Origin of the sequence: Rhodoplanes sp. Z2-YC6860 (assembly GCF_001579845.1) — a bacterium.
Classification (GTDB): domain Bacteria; phylum Pseudomonadota; class Alphaproteobacteria; order Rhizobiales; family Xanthobacteraceae; genus Z2-YC6860.
Genome location: NZ_CP007440.1, coordinates 1341423 through 1362046 on the forward strand (window position 1 = coordinate 1341423; position 20624 = coordinate 1362046).

18 protein-coding genes, 1 tRNA gene and 1 pseudogene are annotated in these 20624 nt (G+C 61.6%); 13 read left to right on the forward strand and 7 right to left on the reverse strand.

All coding sequences use genetic code 11. The features are described 5' to 3' along the window. Nucleotides 1–94: 94 nt before the first annotated feature. Entirely contained in the window at nt 95–1414 is a 1320-nt protein-coding gene (locus RHPLAN_RS06155; RefSeq protein ID WP_068014819.1) for an Nramp family divalent metal transporter, read from the reverse strand. 1724 nt (nt 1415–3138) lie between these two features. Here RHPLAN_RS06155 and RHPLAN_RS38200 point away from each other — a divergent pair. Beyond that, nucleotides 3139–4053 carry a LysR family transcriptional regulator gene (locus RHPLAN_RS38200; protein WP_084244415.1) on the forward strand — a complete coding sequence of 305 codons (915 nt, stop codon included), beginning with the start codon at nt 3139–3141 and terminating at the stop codon, nt 4051–4053. A 536-nt stretch (nt 4054–4589) separates the two neighbouring features. On the opposite strand, the gene RHPLAN_RS06170 is transcribed toward RHPLAN_RS38200, so the two are convergent. Then, nucleotides 4590–4676 (reverse strand) — tRNA-Leu (locus RHPLAN_RS06170). Between the two features lie 208 nt (nt 4677–4884). Here RHPLAN_RS06170 and RHPLAN_RS06175 point away from each other — a divergent pair. Together RHPLAN_RS06175 and RHPLAN_RS06180 are read left to right on the forward strand one after the other, a co-directional pair. After that, entirely contained in the window at nt 4885–5430 is a 546-nt protein-coding gene (locus RHPLAN_RS06175; protein WP_068014827.1) for a disulfide bond formation protein B, read from the forward strand. A gap of 126 nt (nt 5431–5556) precedes the next feature. Then, on the forward strand, nt 5557–7116 hold the full coding sequence (locus tag RHPLAN_RS06180) for an MBL fold metallo-hydrolase (protein WP_068014830.1): 1560 nt from the start codon (nt 5557–5559) through the stop codon (nt 7114–7116). Between the two features lie 138 nt (nt 7117–7254). Here RHPLAN_RS06180 and RHPLAN_RS06185 read toward each other — a convergent pair whose 3' ends face one another. After that, a complete protein-coding gene (locus RHPLAN_RS06185) occupies nt 7255–8250 on the reverse strand; it encodes a LysR family transcriptional regulator (RefSeq protein WP_068014832.1) in 996 nt (331 codons plus the stop codon). A 119-nt stretch (nt 8251–8369) separates the two neighbouring features. Here RHPLAN_RS06185 and RHPLAN_RS06190 point away from each other — a divergent pair, with 119 nt between their 5' ends. Next, on the forward strand, nt 8370–9359 hold the full coding sequence (locus tag RHPLAN_RS06190) for a Bug family tripartite tricarboxylate transporter substrate binding protein (protein ID WP_157100087.1): 990 nt from the start codon (nt 8370–8372) through the stop codon (nt 9357–9359). Between the two features lie 85 nt (nt 9360–9444). Next, entirely contained in the window at nt 9445–11031 is a 1587-nt protein-coding gene (locus RHPLAN_RS06195) for an FAD-dependent oxidoreductase (protein WP_237180058.1), read from the forward strand. Nucleotides 11032–11045: 14 nt separating this feature from the next. On the opposite strand, the pseudogene RHPLAN_RS39040 reads toward RHPLAN_RS06195, so the two are convergent. Beyond that, nucleotides 11046–11123, reverse strand: a pseudogene (locus RHPLAN_RS39040) (HNH endonuclease); the annotation flags it as partial. A gap of 166 nt (nt 11124–11289) precedes the next feature. Between RHPLAN_RS39040 and RHPLAN_RS06200 the strand changes: the two are divergent. Genes RHPLAN_RS06200 through RHPLAN_RS06210 form a run of 3 tightly spaced genes read left to right on the forward strand, consistent with a single transcriptional unit; the run spans nt 11290 to nt 13483 of the window. Further along, entirely contained in the window at nt 11290–12267 is a 978-nt protein-coding gene (locus RHPLAN_RS06200; protein WP_084244417.1) for a Bug family tripartite tricarboxylate transporter substrate binding protein, read from the forward strand. Nucleotides 12268–12281: 14 nt separating this feature from the next. Further along, complete coding sequence (locus RHPLAN_RS06205) at nt 12282–12677, forward strand: RidA family protein (RefSeq protein WP_068014839.1); 396 nt, start codon at nt 12282–12284, stop codon at nt 12675–12677. A 2-nt stretch (nt 12678–12679) separates the two neighbouring features. After that, the gene (locus RHPLAN_RS06210) at nt 12680–13483 is read left to right on the forward strand and encodes a RidA family protein (protein WP_068014843.1); all 804 of its coding nucleotides are present in this window, start codon (nt 12680–12682) and stop codon (nt 13481–13483) included. A 38-nt stretch (nt 13484–13521) separates the two neighbouring features. On the opposite strand, the gene RHPLAN_RS06215 is transcribed toward RHPLAN_RS06210, so the two are convergent. After that, nucleotides 13522–14415, reverse strand: a complete 894-nt coding sequence (locus RHPLAN_RS06215) for a LysR family transcriptional regulator (RefSeq protein WP_068014845.1) — start codon at nt 14413–14415, stop codon at nt 13522–13524. A gap of 103 nt (nt 14416–14518) precedes the next feature. Between RHPLAN_RS06215 and RHPLAN_RS06220 the strand changes: the two genes are divergently transcribed. Further along, the gene (locus RHPLAN_RS06220) at nt 14519–15388 is read left to right on the forward strand and encodes an NmrA/HSCARG family protein (protein WP_068014848.1); all 870 of its coding nucleotides are present in this window, start codon (nt 14519–14521) and stop codon (nt 15386–15388) included. 99 nt (nt 15389–15487) lie between these two features. On the opposite strand, the gene RHPLAN_RS06225 is transcribed toward RHPLAN_RS06220, so the two are convergent. After that, complete coding sequence (locus tag RHPLAN_RS06225) at nt 15488–16183, reverse strand: TetR/AcrR family transcriptional regulator (RefSeq protein WP_157100088.1); 696 nt, start codon at nt 16181–16183, stop codon at nt 15488–15490. A gap of 92 nt (nt 16184–16275) precedes the next feature. On the opposite strand from RHPLAN_RS06225, the gene RHPLAN_RS06230 reads away from it, so the two are divergent. The 4 genes from RHPLAN_RS06230 to RHPLAN_RS06245 all read left to right on the forward strand — a co-directional run bounded on the left by RHPLAN_RS06230 (nt 16276) and on the right by RHPLAN_RS06245 (nt 19790). Beyond that, on the forward strand, nt 16276–17115 hold the full coding sequence (locus tag RHPLAN_RS06230) for a polysaccharide deacetylase family protein (RefSeq protein WP_068014854.1): 840 nt from the start codon (nt 16276–16278) through the stop codon (nt 17113–17115). A gap of 3 nt (nt 17116–17118) precedes the next feature. After that, complete coding sequence (locus RHPLAN_RS06235) at nt 17119–17979, forward strand: fumarylacetoacetate hydrolase family protein (protein WP_068014858.1); 861 nt, start codon at nt 17119–17121, stop codon at nt 17977–17979. A gap of 63 nt (nt 17980–18042) precedes the next feature. After that, a complete protein-coding gene (locus RHPLAN_RS06240) occupies nt 18043–18813 on the forward strand; it encodes a glutathione S-transferase family protein (protein WP_068014861.1) in 771 nt (256 codons plus the stop codon). Nucleotides 18814–18911: 98 nt separating this feature from the next. Next, nucleotides 18912–19790, forward strand: a complete 879-nt coding sequence (locus RHPLAN_RS06245; RefSeq protein WP_237180059.1) for a tripartite tricarboxylate transporter substrate-binding protein — start codon at nt 18912–18914, stop codon at nt 19788–19790. Between the two features lie 143 nt (nt 19791–19933). On the opposite strand, the gene RHPLAN_RS06250 is transcribed toward RHPLAN_RS06245, so the two are convergent. Next, nucleotides 19934–20494, reverse strand: a complete 561-nt coding sequence (locus RHPLAN_RS06250) for an HNH endonuclease (protein ID WP_068014863.1) — start codon at nt 20492–20494, stop codon at nt 19934–19936. Between the last annotated feature and the right edge of the window lie 130 nt (nt 20495–20624).

Consider the following 20624-nt stretch of genomic DNA (forward strand, 5'->3'; position numbering starts at 1 on the left):
AGATAAGCGCAGTTTTTGAGCGGGCTGTTGCGATGGCAGGCGCGGAAAGCGAAGAGCCGTGCAAGTCGAGAGCGTTGGCGTGTCAGCCCGCCGCTTACCCGCCTGCAACCACCGACCACAGCAGGATCGCGTTCAGGATCAGAATGCCGATCGTCGCCGCGATAGCCACGGCCGTGGTCAGCCGGCTGTTGGCGAGATCGCCCATCAGATCGGTGCGGCGGGTCAGCATGATCAACGGGATGACCGGCACGGGCAAGGCGAGACACAGCACCACCTGGCTCAGCACCAGAGCCTGAGTCGGCGAATAGCCGGCCGCAATCACCAGGACCGGCGGAACCATCGTGACGGCGCGGCGGATCCACAGCGGGATATGCAATCCCGTAAAGCCCTGCATCACGACCTGACCAGCCATGGTGCCGACCACCGAACTCGACAGGCCGGATGCGAGCAGCGCGATCAGGAAAACCGCCGCCGACGCGCCGCCGAGCAGCGGCGTCAGCGTGTGATAGGCGGTCTCGATCGTTGCGACGTCCTGGTGTCCGCCGCCGTGAAACACCGCGGCCGCCATGATCATCATGGCCATGTTCACGGCGCCGGCGAAGCTCAGCGCCAGAACGATCTCGCGGTTCGACCACCGGACGATCTCCCGCGCCTGCGCCTTCGAATTCGGTACGATCCGGTTCTTGGTCAGATCGGAATGCAGATAGATGGCATGCGGCATGACGGTCGCGCCGATCACGCCGACCGCGAGCACCACGCTCTCGCGGCTGCTCAACGTCGGCACCGCCGAGTGATAGGCGATCAAGCCCCAGTCCGGCCGGGCCAGCAGCACCTCCAGGACGTAACAGCCGGCCATGACGCCGACGAGCGCGCTGATCAGGGCTTCGATCGGGCGAAACCCGCGGCCTTCGAGCAGCAGCATCAGATAGGTCGTGACCGCGGTGAACAGCATGCCGGCCAGGAGCGGAATTCCGAACAGCAGGTGCAGCGCGATGGTGGCGCCGAGGAATTCGGCCAGATCGGTGGCCATCGCGGCAATCTCGCTGATCGCCCACATGCCGGCGACGGTCGGCCTGGAAAAATGCTCGCGGCAGAGCTCGGTCAGATTGCGTCCGGTGGCGATGCCGAGCTTCGCCGACAGCGACTGGAACAGCATCGCCGTGACATTGGCGAACAGCACCACCCAGAGCAGTTCGTAGCCGAGCGCGGCGCCGGACTGGATGTTGGTGGCGAAGTTGCCGGGGTCCATGTAGGCCACCGACGCGACGACGGCCGGCCCGACAAAGGGCAAAAACGCCCGCAGACCGCGGCGCTGTCCGGCCAGGGTCGCCTGGGCCTTCAGGCGGGTGCGATCGCTCCAATTGGCCTTGTTCGTGGAGGTGAAATTCGGAGGCTCCGAAATCGGGGACAGCATGACGCAATATCGTATGCGGCCATGCCGTCCTGGCCTTGACCAGGATCAATTCAGGTCCGGCCGCGGCCGGACTGCGCCGCCGCCCGCGGCGGCACCTCCGATCCGTCATAGACAATGCGCCGGCGATGATCGTTGCGACGGTGGCCAGGCCCGCCGCCGGGGCGGGCAGCACTGCCGGACACCAACGGTCGAAAGGTTTGTGCAACAGGGGCCCGCTCCTTTCGGTCGACCGTTCGGGTAGCCAACGCTCCGCTGGTCCGGGATTTTGTTTTCGGACGCCCGGATGCGCCCGTCTCCCTGTTTTCCTTCTCTCTCCCGAACGGGAGAGGAATGGAGCGCCGGGAGGCGCCACGGAGCTTGCGAGGCTCCGTCAGGCCAGCCTTGCGATCGGCCGGCCTGCGCGCCGAGCTTCCGGGACCCAATGCTGTGAGGGCAGTGGGGGTCCCGGGGCGCGCGGGCCCGTGCGAAGAGCCCGACGCCTCCCGGCGCTCCATCCGCGGCACGCGTTGTCGGCGGCCGCGTCTTGCTACGAACTCAAGCATCGCGATCGACGGTGTCGAGGCAAAGCAAGATGGAATAGAGCTTACACTAGACGAAAGAACAAATCAAGAACAAAAGCTATTGGGGTGGCACCGTTCCGAGTACGTGAAGCCTAGGTGTCTCACGCAAGCTAGTACAATATCTGAGCGTGCCATCGGCTCGTTGGGAAACAATTACATCGCAAATGCGCGACGCTCATCACAGATGAAGACATAGGCTCAGATGGAACGCGAGGAAGCAGACAAAGCGAAGGCCCAGGGATTTCGCGATCTTCCAGAACGCATCACTTACGCCTGCCTAAGCTATAGCCCGCGTAATGGAATTGAGGGACTTCATCTCTTTTTTCTTCGGGCTGATTAAATCATCGCAGTCAATCGCGCAGGCAATAAAGCCTGAGTAGCGGAGGCAGATAAGTACAAATCCCTCTACCCGGTTCAGTCGTAAGGAAGAGTCTGACTTATTCAAAATAAGCCACTACATCGGTAGACAAGGCCGCTATCGGTCGAAATTGGCTGAGCATGAGCTTGCTTATCGCGAGGACTTTCGCCAGCTTTTGCGCGAAGTGCGGGCCGTCGGCGTTTAACGTCGGTCTGTTGAGACGCCTGATTTCAAGGCGGCCGGGCAGCACATCGGCTTGTAACTGCTCGGACAAGTCTCGGCCAACATGAAGCGGACGCTTCCGACCAGAGCGGCCATGGCCAAGAGCCCGATGCTAAGTCCCCAGAAAGAGTCCGGTTGTTTCACGCAGAAGTAAGCAAGGAGACCGGCGCCCCAGACAAAATTCAGAACGTGGGCGAAAGCGATCATACCGGTCACCTGGGTAGGGCGGGCGTGCACTTACCATCCATCTTGGAGTGTTGCTGTATCGCGGACTGCTTCGGTAACGTGACTTTTTAGGCACTGACCTTTAAGTCGAGGCTAAAGTTCGCATGAATAGTTTTATTGCTTCATTCCAAACGGCTGAACGCGAGTAGTCGTAGCGATCAAAAGCTAGAAATAGCCAACTGAGGATCGCTTTCGTTTGTTTCAGGGCTCATGCTGGCGCGGGCCTAGCGTCGGCGTCGCTAATGGCCGAACGAGAAGCGGACCATGACCAAGCGATCCATGAAAGTACTTAGATTGATGCATATCAAGGTCTCGCGGTCAGGTTGCGGGCATAGTCCTCAATCGAGGAGGAAGTCTCCGTGCACAGGCGCTACGAACACATCAATATTCCGACAGAAGTCATTCGGACGCTTGTTGTGATCTCAGAGACTGGGAGCTTCACAAAAGCGGGTGAGAAGCTTGGGCTTACACAGTCTGCCATCAGCGCTCAGGTAAAACGGCTGCAGGTGTTGTCAGGATCAGCGTTGTTCGAGAAAATCGGCGGTGGCCACCAACTCACTGCGAGAGGAAAAATCATTCTTGGCCATGCGCGGAAACTTCTTGAGGCCAACGATCAAATACTCGCCATCAGTGGCGGCGCGCATGACAGTCAAGTCATCCGGCTTGGCATTTCGCCGCTGTTTATTGATGAGTTCTTATCGCTATGGAAGCCCGATCCGAACGGTCCTCACGTAAGTATCCAATGCGATATGCCTAGCGACTTGGCGAAGACGCTGCTTGATGGCTATCTCGATGTTGCCCTGCTGTTCAACCCTCCATCCGAAGTCGGCGATCTGCTTGGCGCTTGGCAGGAAGAATTCGTTTGGGTGAGAAGTCCTGAATTTGTACTCAGTCCTGGATTGCCACTTCCAGTCATAAGCTGGCCGGGAACACAAACGGACACTCCGTTTATCAATGCGCTGGAACACGCGGGAATAGGCTACAGCGTCGTATTTTCGAGCAGCGATCTTCACGCGCGTCTAACTGCGGCAGCGCATGGACTTGGTCTAATGGCGCTTCCGCAGCGCAAGATCGACGGACGCTTGGTGGTAGCGACCGAGTATTACCTTCCGCGTATCAAGCCAATGCAGGTTGGAATCGCGATTCGTCGCGGGCTGGAACATAAAGTGGTGGAATCGATTGCAGCCAAACTTCGAATGCTTGCACCCACACAACCCCTGAAGCTGACAACCCAGCGCGGACATAGGAGTTCAAGAGACATTAAGCGGAAGTGATGCCGGCAACCTCCACGGGCCCGGCGTCGGCGGACAGAATGGCCGCCTGATCAGTCATTGACGCTGATGTCCGCAAAATAGGAACCCCGCAGGCGTCTCGGTGAAGACGAAGATGCTCTCGCCGCAGAATCGAAATTTCACCGGGCAAACTCCTTGATCGAATGAAACGGGCTGATGTCGCTATTGGCACTTCGCCGACATCCAGCGATGTCCGTTTGTCGGTCCTGGGAGCAAAGCAGACATGGGGAATTTCATGAGTACACGGTCTAGTGCAATCTCTGAGTGTGCCATCGGCTCGTTCTGATTACGTCGCAAATGCGCGACGCTTATCACCGATGTCCAAGGGCTGAGTCTTTGACGTTGGCCGAGAATGTCTTTAGCCGGCGTACGCTCAGCAAAGTAAGCCGCTCGGTTTGCCGTGCGACGAGTGCGTCGGCTGCGCGAGCAAGAAATCGCCCTTGGATGTGCCCCAAATAAGGTCGAAAATTCTCAGCTACGCGGCCGCGCCGTCTTTCTCGATGAAGCGGGTTGGTCGTTGGTGCCCCTGGCCGGTTTCGAACCAGCACGATGTTGCCATCACCAGATTTTGAGTCTGGCGCGTCTACCAGTTCCGCCACAGGGGCACGACCGCGAGGGCCGTATTCAGGCGGCCGGGATCATAGCCACGGATGTCCTTGGGTCAATCTTGAGCATGATCCGGGGTCAATCTTTCGGGCGATAATCCCGCCCGACGGCCGGCCCCGGACCGGCCCCCATCGCTTCACATGCTTTTGCATCGACTTCGGGGGCCCGCGGCGCTATCCGGTGTCGGCCAAAAGCCGGGATATTTCGATGGTTGCCAGCACGTTGAGTTTCGCCCGCAGGGAGCCGCCGGCCGCGGCCGCCATTGCGATCGCGGTGATCGCCATCGCCACCATCCTCGGCGCCTACTACTTCCAATACGTGCTGGGCTATCCGCCCTGTCCGCTCTGCCTCGAGCAGCGCGTCGCCTATTACGTCGCGATCCCGCTCGCGGCGATGATCCTGCTCGGCCGCTCGGTCAATTCGTCCCGCAAGGTCATTGCGCTCGCGCTGTTCGCCATTGCCTGCGCCATGCTCTGGAATACGGCGCTGGCCACCTATCATTCCGGCGTCGAATGGGGCTGGTGGCCGGGCCCGACGGATTGCTCCGGCCCGATCCCGAGCTACAGCGGCGGCGGCAGCCTGCTCGACAAGATCAACTCGACCCGCGTGGTTCGCTGCGACGAGGCAGCCTGGCGTTTTCTCGGCCTGTCGCTGGCCGGCTATAATGTGCTGATTTCGCTCGCGCTCGCCGTGATCGGTTTGATTGGCTCGGTCGCGGCTTGGAAATCCCGGAACGAAGCTTCGGAGGCTTGAAGCGTCCAACGCTTGAAGCTTCCAAGGTCTGAAGCCGAATAACCCCGCATCTTCGGGGTTTGGACTGTCGAACCCTCGGTAAAAGGGGGACGCAAAACATCCGCAAAAACCACTGGGAGGTTACGCATGCATCGATTGATGACGTCGAGCGTGGCGCTCGTGTTTGGCGTGCTGCTCGCAACTGGACTTAGCACCACTTCGGCCGCCGCGCAGTCCGCACAGGATCTGGTGAAACAGGCGGTCGCAGCCCAAGGCGGCGCCGATGCGCTCAAGGCGCTCAAGACCATCTCGATCAAGGGCGAGGCCAAATTCTGGGAGCCCGGCCAGGCCTTCAAGCCCGGCGGCGAGCCGCGCTTTCTCGGCGACGCCACCTACACGGCGACCGGCGACTTCGCCAATCACACGGTCAGGATCGATTGGGACCGCGACCAGAAATATCCCGATCCCGCGATCAAGATGAAATACAGCGAGGTCATGACCCAGAAGATGGGCTACGTGACCGACGAGAAGGGCAGCCAGGCGATGTCGGGCATCCGGCTTGCCGCGCAGACGCGCGAGATGGTGCGCGGCTCGCCGACGCTGATGCTCTACGCGATGGAGCATCCCGACGCCGTGAGCGCGATGCCGGCACAGAAGCTCGGCAACCAGTCGTTGCCGGCGATCGGGTTGAAGGTCGGGCAGTACAATTTCACGGTGCTGTTCGACAAGAAGACCAGGCTTCCGGCCGCGGTGCGCACCCGCGACGACGACAACATCGCGGGCGATTCCAACTACGATCTGGTGTTCAGCGACTGGCGGCCGGTGGGCGGCGTGCAGATGCCGCAGACCAAGTCGGGCCGGCTGAACGGAGTCGAGGTGGCGCACTTCACCGAGAAAGACGTGTCGGTGAACGCACCGATGCTGGCCAATGCCACGACGACGCCCGACTCCGTGAAGAACGCCAAGGGGCCTGCGGCCGACGCACCCTATCAATGGGTCATCCGGCGTCTCTACCTGACACGCTTCCTCGACAGCGACGACGTGATCCATCCGGCGGGCGGCGGGCTGAAGCTCGTCGAACTCGCGCCGAACGTGCAGCACGTGCAGGGCGGCACGGCCAACAATCTGATCGTCGCGATGAAGGATCATCTCGTCATCTTCGACGCGCCTTACGGCGAGAAGCAGTCGCGCTGGGTGATCGACGCCGCCAAGGCCAAGTATCCCGGCAAGCCGATCCGCTATCTGGTGCTGACGCATCATCACATGGATCACACCGGCGGCATGCGGGCCTATGTGGCCGAAGGCGCGACCATCGTGGTGCCGGCGGGCTCGAAAGACGTGTTCGCGAAAGCCGCGCGGGCACAACACACCGTCGCGCCCGACGCGCAGCAGAAGGCGGGCAACAAGGCCGCCAAGATCGTCGAGGTGAAAGACACCATGGCGCTGAAGGACGACACGGCCGAGATCAAGCTGATGAACATTCCGAACCCGCACGTGGACGGCATGATCATCGGCCATGTGGTCGGGCCGAACATCGTCTATGTCACCGACCTCGTCTCGCCGCGCGGCACCATCGGCCGTTCGCCGGCGACCGTTGCGGTGGGTGACGCGCTGCGTAAGGCCGGCATCTCCGGCGCCACCATTGCCGGTGGTCACGGCACCACGACGAAGCAGGCGGACATCACTCAGGCGCTCGCGGCGAACTGAGCAACGGAGCAAATAACAACCGCGGCGTCCGTCGGGCGCCGCTGTTTTTTTCAGAGCAGCAATGTGTGGTCCACCACAGTTGCGGCACGTTTTGTGGGATTTCATCCAGCTTCGCGCGATCTCTGCTTCTGGCCGGTCTCAATCTGGCGCTCGAAAAGACTCACCGCCCATCTCCAGAATGTGACGCATCCTGTCGATCCCACTTTCGACGATCGCTGATTTGACGCTCGGTCGGCTGATCACGCTCTGCAATTGAGAGAGCACCGCAAGAGCGACTTGCTTGGAGGTCGGGCTCAGCCGCCGGTGCCGTGGCATCACCAGGTACAATTCTCTGTAGAGCGCAGGCTCCTTGATGGTTCGGAACACCATGCTCCTGCGCGGCGCACGCAGTGCTGCGATCGTCGGCAGCAATGCGATGCAGGAGCATTGTTCGACCAAGGAAAACATCGAAGTCATGTTGGATGTCACGAACTGCGGGCGGACCGGGATTGGCCACGCGGCATTTCTGGCAGCGAGGGTGCGTATTGCAGAGCCTTGCCCTCGGCTCACAGCATAGGGGTGTTTGCAGACATCGCGCCAGAAAAGATGTTTCTTTCTTGCAAGCTCGTGGTGACGGCTGCAAAGGACCCCCACCTCGTCTTTAAGCAGAAAATGCGATTCCGCGGTTTCGCTATCGACCAGGAAATTGCCTATGCCGAAATCAGCTTGGTCCATGGTGATCAACTTGCCGATTTCTTCGCCGACGCTTTCTGTCACTCGGACTGAGATGTCCGGGTAAACGGTCGCAATCTTCGCGATTGCGGGCACGATCGCGAGTTGGATGACGGATGCCCCCGCAACGATTCCGACCGAACCGGCGCGATGCCGCACGACGAGGTCGACTTGCTCCAGCCCTTCGGCGATCTCGCTGAGGACTCTGGTGGCGACAGGAAGCAGAATTTTCCCGGCCTGCGTCGGCTCCAGGCGGCGTGTCGTGCGATCGAAAAGTTGAGCATCGATTGCCGACTCCAATTGTCGCAGTTGCATGGTCAGAGCCGGTTGAGACAAATGAAGCGAAGCCGCGGCTTTTGAAATGCTCCCATTCCGCGAGACTGCAACAAGCGCGCGGAGTTGTTTGAGCGTGACGTTGAGCATTATTACGTTTCCTTATAGGTCGGCTTGAAATTTAGATTAGCTCGCTCGGAAAGCCGTTTGCTAGACTCCTCGCGCCGGGTGCTGCCTTCAGGATTTTTCCGCGCGGAAGGAGATCATTCGTGAGCAGATTGAACCGGCGGGGGCTGCTGGCGAGCGCAGCGATGGGATTGGCTGCAACCATCTCCGGGCAAGCCGCCGCGCAGAGCAGCTCTTATCCCGAACGACCGATCAGGCTGATCGTGCCGTTCGCTCCAGGCGGCGTCGACGATGTCATCGCACGCCTGTGGGGCGAACAAATGGCATCGGTGCTCGGCACCGTGGTGGTCGAAAATCGTGCTGGTGCAAGCGGAATGATCGGGGCCAGTGAAGTCGCCCGCGCCGCTCCCGACGGCTACACGCTGCTGGCCGGCAACACCAGCACTCTGATTCTCAATCCGCTCACCGCAGCCAATCCTTCCTACGATGCGGCAAAGGATTTTGCTCCGGTGACCATTCTTGCCGAATCCCCGCTCAGCATCGCGGTGCATCCTTCGGTGCCGGCCACCAACATCAACGAGCTGGTGGCCTACATCAAAGCCAATCGCGGCAAGGTTTCCTACGGCTCGCCCGGCACCGGCAGCATCACGCAGCTGGCGGGCGAACTGTTCAAGCAGGTGGTGAACGCACCCGATGTGACGCACATTCCCTACAAGGGCGGGGGCCCGGCGATGGCCGACCTGATGAGCGGCCATATCCCCCTGCTGCTGGTGGCGATCACAAGCAACGTGCTGTCACTGCACCGGGCCGGCAAGATCAGGATCGTTACGGTTTTTAGAACGAAGCCGCTTGCGGTGCTGCCGGATGTGGATCCCGCGGCGACTTACGACCCGCAGCTCGTCGCCGCCATCTTCACGGGCGTGTTCGCACCGGCGGCGACGCCTGATCCGGTGATCCAGCGGCTGGCCCGTGCCGTCACTGCGCTGGGCGAAAGAAAATCCTTCATCGACCAGCTGCTCGCGGCCGGCTTCGATCCGGTGCTCAACAGTCCGGACGAAGCGCAGCGTTTCGTGTCCGATCAACGTGGCCGCATCTCGCCGCTGTTGAAGTCGCTCGGCTTCAATGTTCCATGAGGGCGCGCGGACCCGGAACACACGAACATGAGATGATTCTTAGGCGTGAGCCTGAAGCCAGCTTGCAATGGAAGGGTGCGTACTGATGGCTGCGGAAACATTCGATGTCGTGGTTGCGGGCTTCGGCTTTGGCGGGGCTATCGCTGCGCTTAACGCTGCCCAGCGGGGCGCCAAAACCCTGCTGGTCGAGAAAGCAACACAGCCGGGAGGGCTGTCGATCTGCTCCTATGGCGCGGTGCGCAGCGCCAGCGATCCCGACAAGGCGCTCGCCTACCTGAAAGCCACCAATGCCGGTCGCACGCCCGACAGCGTGGTCAAGGCGCTGGCCGATGGCATGTGCGAATTGGAGCAATATGTGCGTGAGCTTGCCACGGTGAACGGCGCGTCGATCACGACGTCACGGGAGCAGGCGCCGGTACCGGACCGGCCCAACGCTCCTTACATCCATGAGCAGAAGCCCCAGCGTCGCAGCTCGGGAAACTACCCGCTGCCAGGCACGGAGACCTTCTACCACACCACCGTCGCGGACGTGCCGGGCTTTGACGTGCGCAGCGCCTATCCTTGGGCCAACGGCGCGCCGGACGGGCCCAAGTTATTCAAGATACTTCATGACAATCTGCTCAAGGCGGGCGTGGAAATCCGGCTGGCGACCGCGGCGTTGCGCCTGATTGCGGAACCGGAGACGCGCACCGTACGGGGCGTGCGGGTGCGCAATAACGGTGCTGAGCGCGATATCTTCGCGCGGCGTGGCGTCGTGTTGGCAACGGGCGGGTTCGAGGGCGACATCGGCATGCGCGAGCAATTCATGGAAGGCAAGCCGATCCTCAATGCCGCCGGTGGATCAAACACAGGCGATGGTATCCGCATGGCCCAGCATCTTGGGGCGGCGCTTTGGCACATGTGGCACATGCACGGCTCGTACGGATTCCGACACAGCGATCCCAGCTATCCCTATTCCATCAGGCTCAAGCGTTTCCCCGACTGGTTTCCAGGTGATGAAGGGCGCGTGAAGCTGCAGATGCCGTGGATTCTGCTGGACCGGAACGGACAGCGTTTCATGTCCGAGCAGCAGCCCTATACGCAGGACACATGCGTGCGGCCGATGCAGTATTTCGATCCACTCACTCAGGGCTTCCCGCGCAATCCAGCGTACATGGTGTGCGACGACAAGGGGCGGCGTCTCTATCCCCTTGGCAAGCCGACGTCCAACGACGAGGGCCTGCGCTATGTATGGAGCGACGACAACATGAAGGAGGTCGAGTCGGGCATCTTGAAGCAGGCCGGCACACTGGCTCAACTGGCGAAGATGCTCGGCCTCGATGCGGCAGCCGTCGAGCGCAGCGTCGCGCGTTGGAATGCCATGTGTGATGCTGGCGCGGACGAGGACTTCAAGCGTCCGCCCGGTTCGATGATGCGCATTGATTCGCCGCCGTTCTACGGCGCGCCGGTCTGGGCGACGGTCTCGAACACGCAAGGTGGCCCGGTGCACGACGAGAAGCAGCGGATCATCGATGCGTTCGGCGATCCCATCCCGCGGCTCTACGCTGCCGGCGAACTTGGAAGTTCATTTGGGCACCTCTATCTGTCCGGAGGCAATATCGCCGAGTGCTTCGTGACCGGCCGGATTGCCGGTCGCAACGCTGCTGAAGCGGAACCGCTGGCCGGCATTTGAGACGCATGCGCTGGCTACGGATCGAGTTCCGTGTCCCAATAGAGATAGTCGAGCCAGCTGTCGTGCAGGTCGTTCGGCCGGAACAGCCGGCAAGCGCTCGCGGCAAATTGAACGAGCGGTCCTTTTTCCGATCGAGACGAAAGTGCCAGCCCTGCCGGCCATGCAGGGCATCACTCATCAAACGCGCCGCTGAACGCTTGTCGCTGTGACAGCCGGTCTATAGCTTTTCCACCGGAGAAAAGCGGGGGCGTTCGATCGATGCGTGCGTGTTTTCGTTCGGCATTGATGGCGTTGCTGGCGCTGTGCGCAGCGGCTGGCGCAGCAGTCCCGGCGCGCGCGCAAACCGAAGCTTATCCGAACCGCCTGGTGCGCATCGTCGTCCCGCTTGCGGCGGGCAGCGTGACCGACGTGCTGGCGCGGCTGGTGGCCGACAAGCTCGGCGAGGTCTGGAAGCAGACCATCATCGTCGAGAACCGGCCGGGCGTTCCGGGCATCACCAGCGTCGCCAAGAGCGCGCCGGACGGCTACACGCTGCTGGTGAACTCCAACGGCCACACGATCGCGGGCGCGGTCAACAAGGATCTGCCGTTCGATCCGGCCAAGGATTTTGTCGGCGTGACGCAACTCGTGTCGGCGCCGCAAACCTTGATCGTGCCGGCAGACCTTCCGGCGAAGACGGTCGCGGAGTTCATCGCGCTGGCCAGGCAAAAGCCCGGTCAGATGAATTTCGGCTCGTTGGGGGTGGCCAGCGCGGCGTTTCTGGGCGCGCAGATCTTCAGGCACGAGGCCAAGATCGACATCGTCCACGTGCCATATAAGGGCTCGCCCGAGGCGATCACCAGCGTGATCCGCGGCGACACCCAGCTCTACTATCTGTCGGTCAACCTCGCTGTCGAGCTGCACAAGGCCGGCAAGGTGCGCGTCATGGCGGTCTCCACGCCGCAACGAAGCGCCGCGTTGCCGGACGTGCCGACTGTCGCCGAGTCCGGTCTGCCGAACTATTCGTTCGATTCCTGGTTTGGCATGATGGCGCCGGCCGGCACGCCGCCCGCGGTCGTCGCCAAAATCCAGAGCGATATTGCAGCGGTGCTGCATGCTCCGGAAACGGCCGCGCGGCTGACCACGCTTGGGCTCGTGATCGTCGGCAGCAAGCCCGATGTGTTCGACGCGCTGATCAAGTCGGACACCGTGCACAACACCGAAATCCTGCGCCAAGCCGGCGTCACGCCCAATTGAGACGAGGTTTCGCCATGGCCATCCGTGATGTTGTTGAAGCCCCCGCGCCGGGACTCGATCTGCGCCGTCACTACGGTCTGCACCAGTCGCCTGCGATCCGCGCGCGGGGATTGATCTTTTGTTCCGGCATGGTGGCGGTTCACCCCGAAACCGGCGAGCGCGAGCACGGCACCGTGCCCAGCGAGACGCGCCGCATCTTCGGCAATCTCGATCTTCTGCTTCGCGCGGCGGGCTCTTCGCTCGAACGTCTGGTTCAGGTCCACGCCATGATCTACGACCGCATCGAATATGACGTGCTCAATCGCACGTATCGTGAGTTCGTGCCGAGCGGGCCGCCGGCCCGGACGGTCTGGAGCTGCAAGATCGAATCCGGCTTCAAGGTCCAACTCGACGTCGTTGCGATGGAGTGACCATGCCGCGCGAACTGATCCTGCCGAAGAATCCGAATCTGAACGCTCCGCGGAACTTCAACCGGCCGCATGCGGTCGGAGTGAAGGCCGACGGGCTGATTTTCCTGTCAGGCATGACGTCGATCGATCCCGCGACCGGCGAACGCCGCCAGGGGACCATGGCGCTCGAAACCACGACCGTTCTCGAAAACATGGCCGCGATGCTGGCGGACGCGGGCTCCTCACTGGCGAATGTGGTGAAGGTTCACGTGTTCCTGCACAGCATGCTGGAAATGGAAGCCTTCAATGCGGTGTATGCCAAGTTCTTCCCGGATGCGCCGCCCGCCCGCAACGTCAGCGGGGTGGTGTTGAATGCCGGCATGAAGGTCGAGATCGACTGCGTGGCCGTGAGCGATGGTCCGGCAACGCCGGCCCGCGCGCGCTCGACGATCGAGCCGAAGAATCCGATGCTGAACAACTCGCGGCGCGGCAACCGGCCGCATTCACCCGGCGTGCGCGCCGGCAATCTCATCTTCGTGTCCGGAATGGTGCCGATCGATCCGGCGACGGGCGAGGGCAATCCGGGCCCGATCTCCGAGCAGATTCACACCGTGCTGTCCAACATGAGGCATCTTCTGGAGTCGAACGGCAGCGGGCTCGATCGCGTCCTCAAGCTCAACGTCAGCATGGCGAACATGCTCGAGAGCGAGGCGTTCTACCGGATCATGCCCAAGTATTTTCCGGAAAATCCGCCGGCCTGCACCATGGTCGGCATGCAGCTCAGCTTCGGCAACGGCGTCGAGATCGAATGCGTCGCGCAAGCCTGAGCGCGGCGGGATCGGCGTCAATTCAAACCGGGGATGTTTCATCCGTCGATGAAGGCCGCCAATTCGTGCGAGGTTCCCATTGGAAAGGCTTCCTTCAGATATTCCAGGAACGCGGAGACGCGCGCGCTCAACAGCCGGCGCGACGGATACAGCGTCCACAGGGTGATGTCCGGGCCATCGACATCACCCCAATGGACCAGCGTCCCGGCAGCCAGATCGTGGCTCACGAGTGACAGGGGAAGACGCGCGGCGCCGACGCCCGCGCGGACTGCATCGCGGACCATGACCAGCGATGACAGGCAAAGGACCGGATCAACCGCGATGCGCGGCTTTCCAGTCTTCGTCTTCACATCCCAGGCGGCCATCCGGTCACTTGGCACTCGAATGACAACCGGGACAGCCTGGCCGCGCGTGGCCCGACGGAGCCCCGGGGGCGCAACGACAACCAGCCGATCGCGCAGGAAGATGCGTCCGACAAGCCTTTCGTCCGGATCCGGATTGACCCGGATCACGAGGTCATAACCTTCCTCGATCATGTCGACGGCCCGGTCTTCCGTCGTCACCTCAAGGCGAACCTCCGGACATTTCAGCGCGAACCCGGCGGCGACCTTACCCATTGCGGTCTGCGAGAAGAGCAGAGGTGCGCTGATGCGCAGCCTGCCTCGCGGCCTGTCGCCACCCGAAGCGATCGCGCTCGTGGTCTCGTCGAGCTCGGTCAGCAACGCCGCGGTCCGCTCATAAAGCGCTCGTCCTTCCTGGGTGAGCTTGAGCGTGCGTCCGCCGCGTTCGAACAGCCGCAAGTCGAGGCTTTTCTCCAGTTCCGCAACCCTGCGGGAGAGGGTTGCTTTCGGACGGCCGCTCTCGCGGGCCGCGCGTCCGAACCCTCCGTGCCGGGCGACGAGATTGAAATCAGCAAGAGCCAGCAAATCCATCTGTTCCACCAGTGGGACGGATTGTTCAAAAATAGCGACTATCGGCCCAGATGTGGATCACTAATTTGCGGGTGTCTTTTTGACCTCAACCGGAGTGACACCCATGACAATTCTCGTAACCGGCGCGACCGGCAATGTCGGCCGCCAAGTCGTCGAAGAACTCCTCAAGCGGGGCGCCGATGTGCGCGCTCTCGTCCGCGATCCCACGAAGGCCAAGTTTTCGGCGGGCGTCGCCGTCGCGAAAGGCGACCTGCTCGACGTCGACTCGCTGCGGAGCGCTTTCGCAGGCGTCTCCACCCTGTTTCTGCTCAACGCAGTCGTGCCCGACGAATTTACCCAGGCACTGATCGCACTCAATCTTGCCCGCGAGGCCGGCGTCAAGCGGGTCGTCTATCTGTCGGTGATTCACAGCGACATTTACGTGAACGTGCCGCACTTCGCGGGCAAGTTCGGCGTCGAGCGGATGATTGAGCAGATGGGTTTCGAAGCCACCATCCTGCGCCCCGCCTACTTCATGAACAACGATCTCATGATCAAGGACGTCGTGCTCGGACATGGCGTCTATCCGATGCCGATCGGCGGCAAGGGGCTCGCCATGATCGACGCACGCGACATCGGCGAGATCGCGGCCATCGAGCTCGTCCGCCGCGAGTGGGCCGATGCGCCGCTCCCGCTGACCAGGATCAATCTCGTCGGTCCCGATACACTGACAGGCGCGGACGTCGCCGCAATCTGGTCCGAGGTGCTGGGCCGCCCTGTCGCATACGGCGGCGATGACACGGCGGGATTCGAACAGAATCTGAGAAAGTTCATGCCCGCGTGGATGGCCTTCGACATGCGGCTGATGGGCGAGCGTTTCCTCAGCGACGGAATGGTCCCCGACGCCGGCGACGTCGCGCGCCTGAATGCGCTGCTGGGACGTCCCCTGCGCTCCTATCGCGACTTCGCCTCCGAGATCAAAGTCTCCGCCTGACTCAGAGGCTGACGCCTCCCAAAAACGAGAAGGCTCGCCGTCTTTCGATGTGGCGAGCCTTCGTAGATTGTCGCGAATCCCGCTCGAAAGGGACTCACGCTAACGGCTGCGCTTTGAACCAACCTTGCTGACAGTGGCCATACCAGCAGTGAGGAAGTCGACCAGCTCCGAGGTTATCGCGTCTGCTCGCCCGGTGTCTGCCGCGCCATCCGAAAGGCGCCGCAGACGGTGACCGCGAGAGGCGTCGAGGAGGATGTGCATGATCGCACCGATCATGAAGTCGAAATGCCAGAATAATCTCGCTCGGGCCTGACCCGGAGCGGCGCGGCCCATGGCCTCGACAAAGCGTAACGCAACACGATCGGTTTGCTCCGACATAGCCTCATCGATGAACCGTTCACGCAACGCGAAGGAAAGCACCAGAACGCGAGCGTAGTGCCGCTCCGGTCCGGTCGACTTCATGCAGGCTTCAACCGTAGGAATGACCATCGCGCGTACCACGTCGGCGACGCCGAAGCGTTTCTGGGCTTCCACTGCGCTCAAAGCCGCGAGACGCTTCTCGTTCAGCGGTGCGACAACCGCTTTGATAGCCTGTCTGATCAACTGGTCCTTCGCGCCGAAATAGTAGCTGATCGCCGCCGGATTGGCTTGGGCGTGCTCGGCGATGTCGCGCACGGTGACGTCGGAAAAGCCGCGCTCGGCAAAAAGCTCGATCGCACGTTCCAAAATCCGAGCGGGAGTGGCCGTATCCAACCCCTCCCGGGCGTGGGCGCGCGAAACTCGTCCTTTTTCCATGACCGTGAGCCGTCTGTGAAGCTTGACAATGAATATCTCAAATGTTTGTTTCAAACAAACGTATTAAACAATTGTTTAAGGGAGGGTGACCCATGACATCGACTTTGCAGCAGGGCTGGCCGCAAGGCCGTCCGATCGCGATGTCAGTCAGCGTCATGCTCGAAGGCTGGACCGACGACGCGGCCCCGGGCATCGGTCCGATGGGAAATCCGCTGAAGCCGGGTGTCTACGACACTCAAGCCAAGTCGTGGGCCGAATACGGTGCAAACGCCGGCGCCTGGCGTCTGCTGGATGTCCTGGAAGACACGAATACGAACGCCGTCTTCTATGTCAGCGGCGTTCTCGCGGAACGGCATCCTGCCCTCATGCGCGCCATCGTCGAGCAGGGTCATGCGGTGGCCGCGCACGCTTGGTCGCAACACATTATTCCGGCCTATCAGACGCCCGACGAAGAGCGGGCGGACCTGAAGCGTTGTATTTCGGTTCTAGAAGCGACATCCGGCGTGCGGCCAAAAGGCTGGATCAGTCCGCGCGCGACACCAAGCCTCAACACTCCGGAGATACTCGCCGGAGAGAGGGTGTCGTGGATCGCGGACGCGTTCGACCGCGATCTTCCCTATCGCGTAAAAACTGCCAAGGGTGACATCGTTGCGATCCCTTTCACCACCGAGATCAACGACTTTCCGCTCTGCATCCGCTACGGCAACGAACCGGATATGTTCGTCCGGGTCCTTCAATCAGTGCTGGACGGCTGGAGCGGCATCCGATCGCCGGCGGCTTGCCTCGATCTCACGGCGCATGCCCATGTATTCGGCCGCCCGGCGGGTGCGATCGCCTTCAAAAGGGCGATCGAGCTCTGCAAGGAGAGCAGGCTCACATGGTTGACCCACCATGCACATCTCGCCGGCCTGGTCATGGACGAGAGGGTTTGATCCGTGCGGCTTGCAAGCTACCTCGTCGGCAGCAAGGCCGAATTCGGGATCGTCGTCGGCGACAGTCTGATCGACCTTTCAGCACGAACCCGGGCGTCGTCGTTGCGAACATTGTTGGGGGCAGGCGGACTCGCGGAAGCCGCCCGGTTTGCAGCGGAGATACCCGATCGCTCGCTGGATAGCGTCAAGCTGCTGCCGGTCATTCCGGACTGCGCCCATTGCTACTGCGTGGGAGTAAACTACGAGGATCACCTGCGAGAGGTGCAGCAGGCGGGCGTGGCCAGGCCACGACCGAAGCAGCCGTCGCTGTTCATCCGCTATCCGGAGACGTTCGTCGCCCATGGCAGCCCGCTCTTGGCACCCAAGGTATCCGACGATCTCGACTATGAAGCGGAGCTTGCGGTCATCGTCGCAAAGGGCGGAAGGTACATTCCGCGCGAGCAGGCGATGGATCATGTCGCCGGATACTCGTGCTTCAACGACGGCAGCGTTCGCGATTGGCAGTTCCACTCGAGCCAGGTGACGTCGGGCAAGAACTTCGTCGGCACCGGAGGTTTCGGACCTTGGTTGGTGACGCCGGACGAAATCGGCGATGCCGGCGACTTGTCTGTACGTCTCGTCGTGAACGAACAGATACTTCAGGACGGTCGCACGTCCGACATGCTGTTCGACGTCGCTGCTATCGTGTCGTACGCGTCAGCGTTTCTGCCGCTTCAGCCCGGCGACGTCATTGCGACCGGCACGCCCGCCGGCGTGGGCTTCTCGCGAAATCCGCCGATCTTTCTTAAGCCCGGCGACGTCTGCGAAGTCCGAATAGAAGGAGTGGGTACGCTCCGCAACGGAATCGTGAAGGCAGCGGAATAGTCACCGCGAACGGGGGCGGCGACAGTCTCGTACCGCCCAGTCTCGCACCATGGAGGGAATGGGATGCTCAAACTCTACAACGCGGCGCATTCGACATGCAGCCAAAAGGTCAGGATTTGCTTGGCCGAGAAGAATCTGCCGTTCGAAGACATCAAGCTCGATTTGGGCAAGGCCAAGGAGCACTTGCGCCCCGAATACTTGAAGATCAATCCGAATGGCGTCGTGCCGACTCTGGTCGACGACGGACAGGTCGTGATGGATTCAAGCGTGATCTGCGAGTACCTCGACGAAAAGTACCCCGAGGTCCGGCTGTCTCCCGACGACCTTGTCGAGCGTGCGAAGATGCGAGCCTGGATGCGCTTTCTTGAGGAAGTGCCGACGGCTGCGGTGCGCGTTCCTTCGTTCAACATGGGATTTCTGCCGCGCTACGAAGGGATGGACCGCACCAAGTTCGAGAGCGTCGAGTCGGACGTGCGGCCCATCCGCAAACAGTTTTATCGGCGGATGGGGCCGTCGGGCTTCAGGCGAGAGGACGTCCAGGCATCGCTCGATCAGATCGCCAACACCTGCTCCCGGATGCAGGCTGCGTTGGAGAAGGGCCCATGGCTTCTCGGCGCTCAATACTCACTCGCCGACATCATTGTGGCGCCGTTGATCGACCGTATGGCCGATCTCGGCATGGACACCATCTGGCGCGATAAGTTTCCGCGCGTGACGGATTGGTACGCGCGGATGCAGGCGCGGCCGGCCTTTCAGCGGACTTTCTACCCAGGGGCGCGCATGTCCGAATTCCTGACGCTGACGCCCGCGTTCAAGGAGGAGGCAGCGCAATGATGCTCCGAATAAAGTGGACCGCTGCCCTGGCGATCGCCACGGCTCTTTCCGCCGCCCCAGCGGCGGCCGACAATTACGCGTCGCGACCGATTACGATCGTGGTGCCGTTCGCCGCAGGCGGTCCAGTCGACACGACGACTCGGATCGTTGCCGACAAGATGAAGGATGTGCTGGGGCAGCCGATCATCGTGGAGAATGTCGGGGGAGCGGCCGGCAGCATCGCCGCGGCGCGCGTCGCCAAGGCTGCACCGGACGGCTACACGATCATGACCGGGATCTGGGGCACCCACGTCGCGAACGGAGCGATCTACAAGCTGGCTTATGACGTCCGCAAGGATTTTGCCCCGATCGCGTTGCTCTCGTCGAATCCACTTCTCATCGTCGGCAGCAACAAGGTTCCTGCCGCAGATCTCAAGGGCCTGATCTCGTGGTTGAAGACGGCGCCCGGAAAGGCCACGCAGGGTACCTCGGGCGTGGGTAGCGTGGGCCATATCGGCGGCGCCTTTTTCGAAAAAATGACGGGCACCAAGTACAACTTCGTGCCTTACCGCGGGTTGGCGCCTGCGATGCAGGACCTGACCGCGGGCACGATAGACATGATGTTCGATACGCCGGCGACGTCGCTGCCTCAGGTCAAAGCCGGCAATATCCGCGCCTATGCCGTCACCTCGAAGACGCGAATGAGCTCGGCTCCGGAGATTCCAACCGTCGACGAAGCAGGGCTGCCGGGTTTGTACATCTCGACCTGGACCGCGTTCTTCGCACCAAGAGGAATCGACAAGGCGGTCATCGTTAGAATTGAAGATGCTGCACTCAAAGCGCTCGACGATCCCACAGTGAAGCAACGCTTGGCGACGGTAGGGCAGGATGTATTTCCTGCTGATCAGCGCACTTCCGAATATCTCGCGAAGTATCAGGCCGAAGAAATCGACAAATGGTGGCCAATCATCAAAGAGGCCGGCATTACGGGTGAATAGAGCGATTGGCCGCTGGCGCCCTAGGATTGGTTTCTGTTTCCGCGTGCGACTCGTACGATGGCATCACCATCGTTCGAAGCAGGGACTCGGCCCGTTCGTGACGCTCTTATGTGATGCGCCACATCGTGAGACCTTTAAGGCGACTACGGATCGAGCTCGGTGTCCCAGTAGAGATAGTCGAGCCAGCTGTCGTGCAGATAGTTCGGCGGGAACAGCCGGCCGTTGCGGTGCAGGTGCTGCACCGAGGGCTGCATCGGCATCTGCGACGGCCACATCTTGGCTTCGGCCGGCGTGAGGTTGGCCTTGCGCAGATTGCAGGGCGAGCAGGCCGCGACCACGTTGGCCCAGGTGGTCTGGCCGCCGCGCGAGCGCGGGATCAGATGGTCGAAGGTGAGGTCGTCGCGCGCGCCGCAGTACTGGCAGGAGAAGCGGTCGCGCAGGAACACGTTGAACCGCGTGAAGGCCGGGTGCGAGGACGGCTTCACGTAGGTCTTGAGTGAGACCACGCTCGGCAGCTTCATCGCGATGGTCGGGCTGTGCACCGCGTGGTCGTATTCCTCGACGATGTTCACGCGTTCAAGGAATACCGCCTTGATCGTGTCCTGCCAGGACCACAGCGACAGCGGGTAGTAGCTCAACGGGCGAAAGTCAGCGTTCAGCACCAGGGCTGGAAAGCCGTTCCCGGGATTGACGTGCACGTTCAAATGCGGGTCCTCCGCACCCAACTACGCATCAGGTCGCCGCGCGCCGCAGGCGGCGGCAGGCGCACAGTGTACAGGGAGCATGACCGCATTGTGAAGCGCACGAAAACGGCCTTTTCAGGCAATTTTTCGT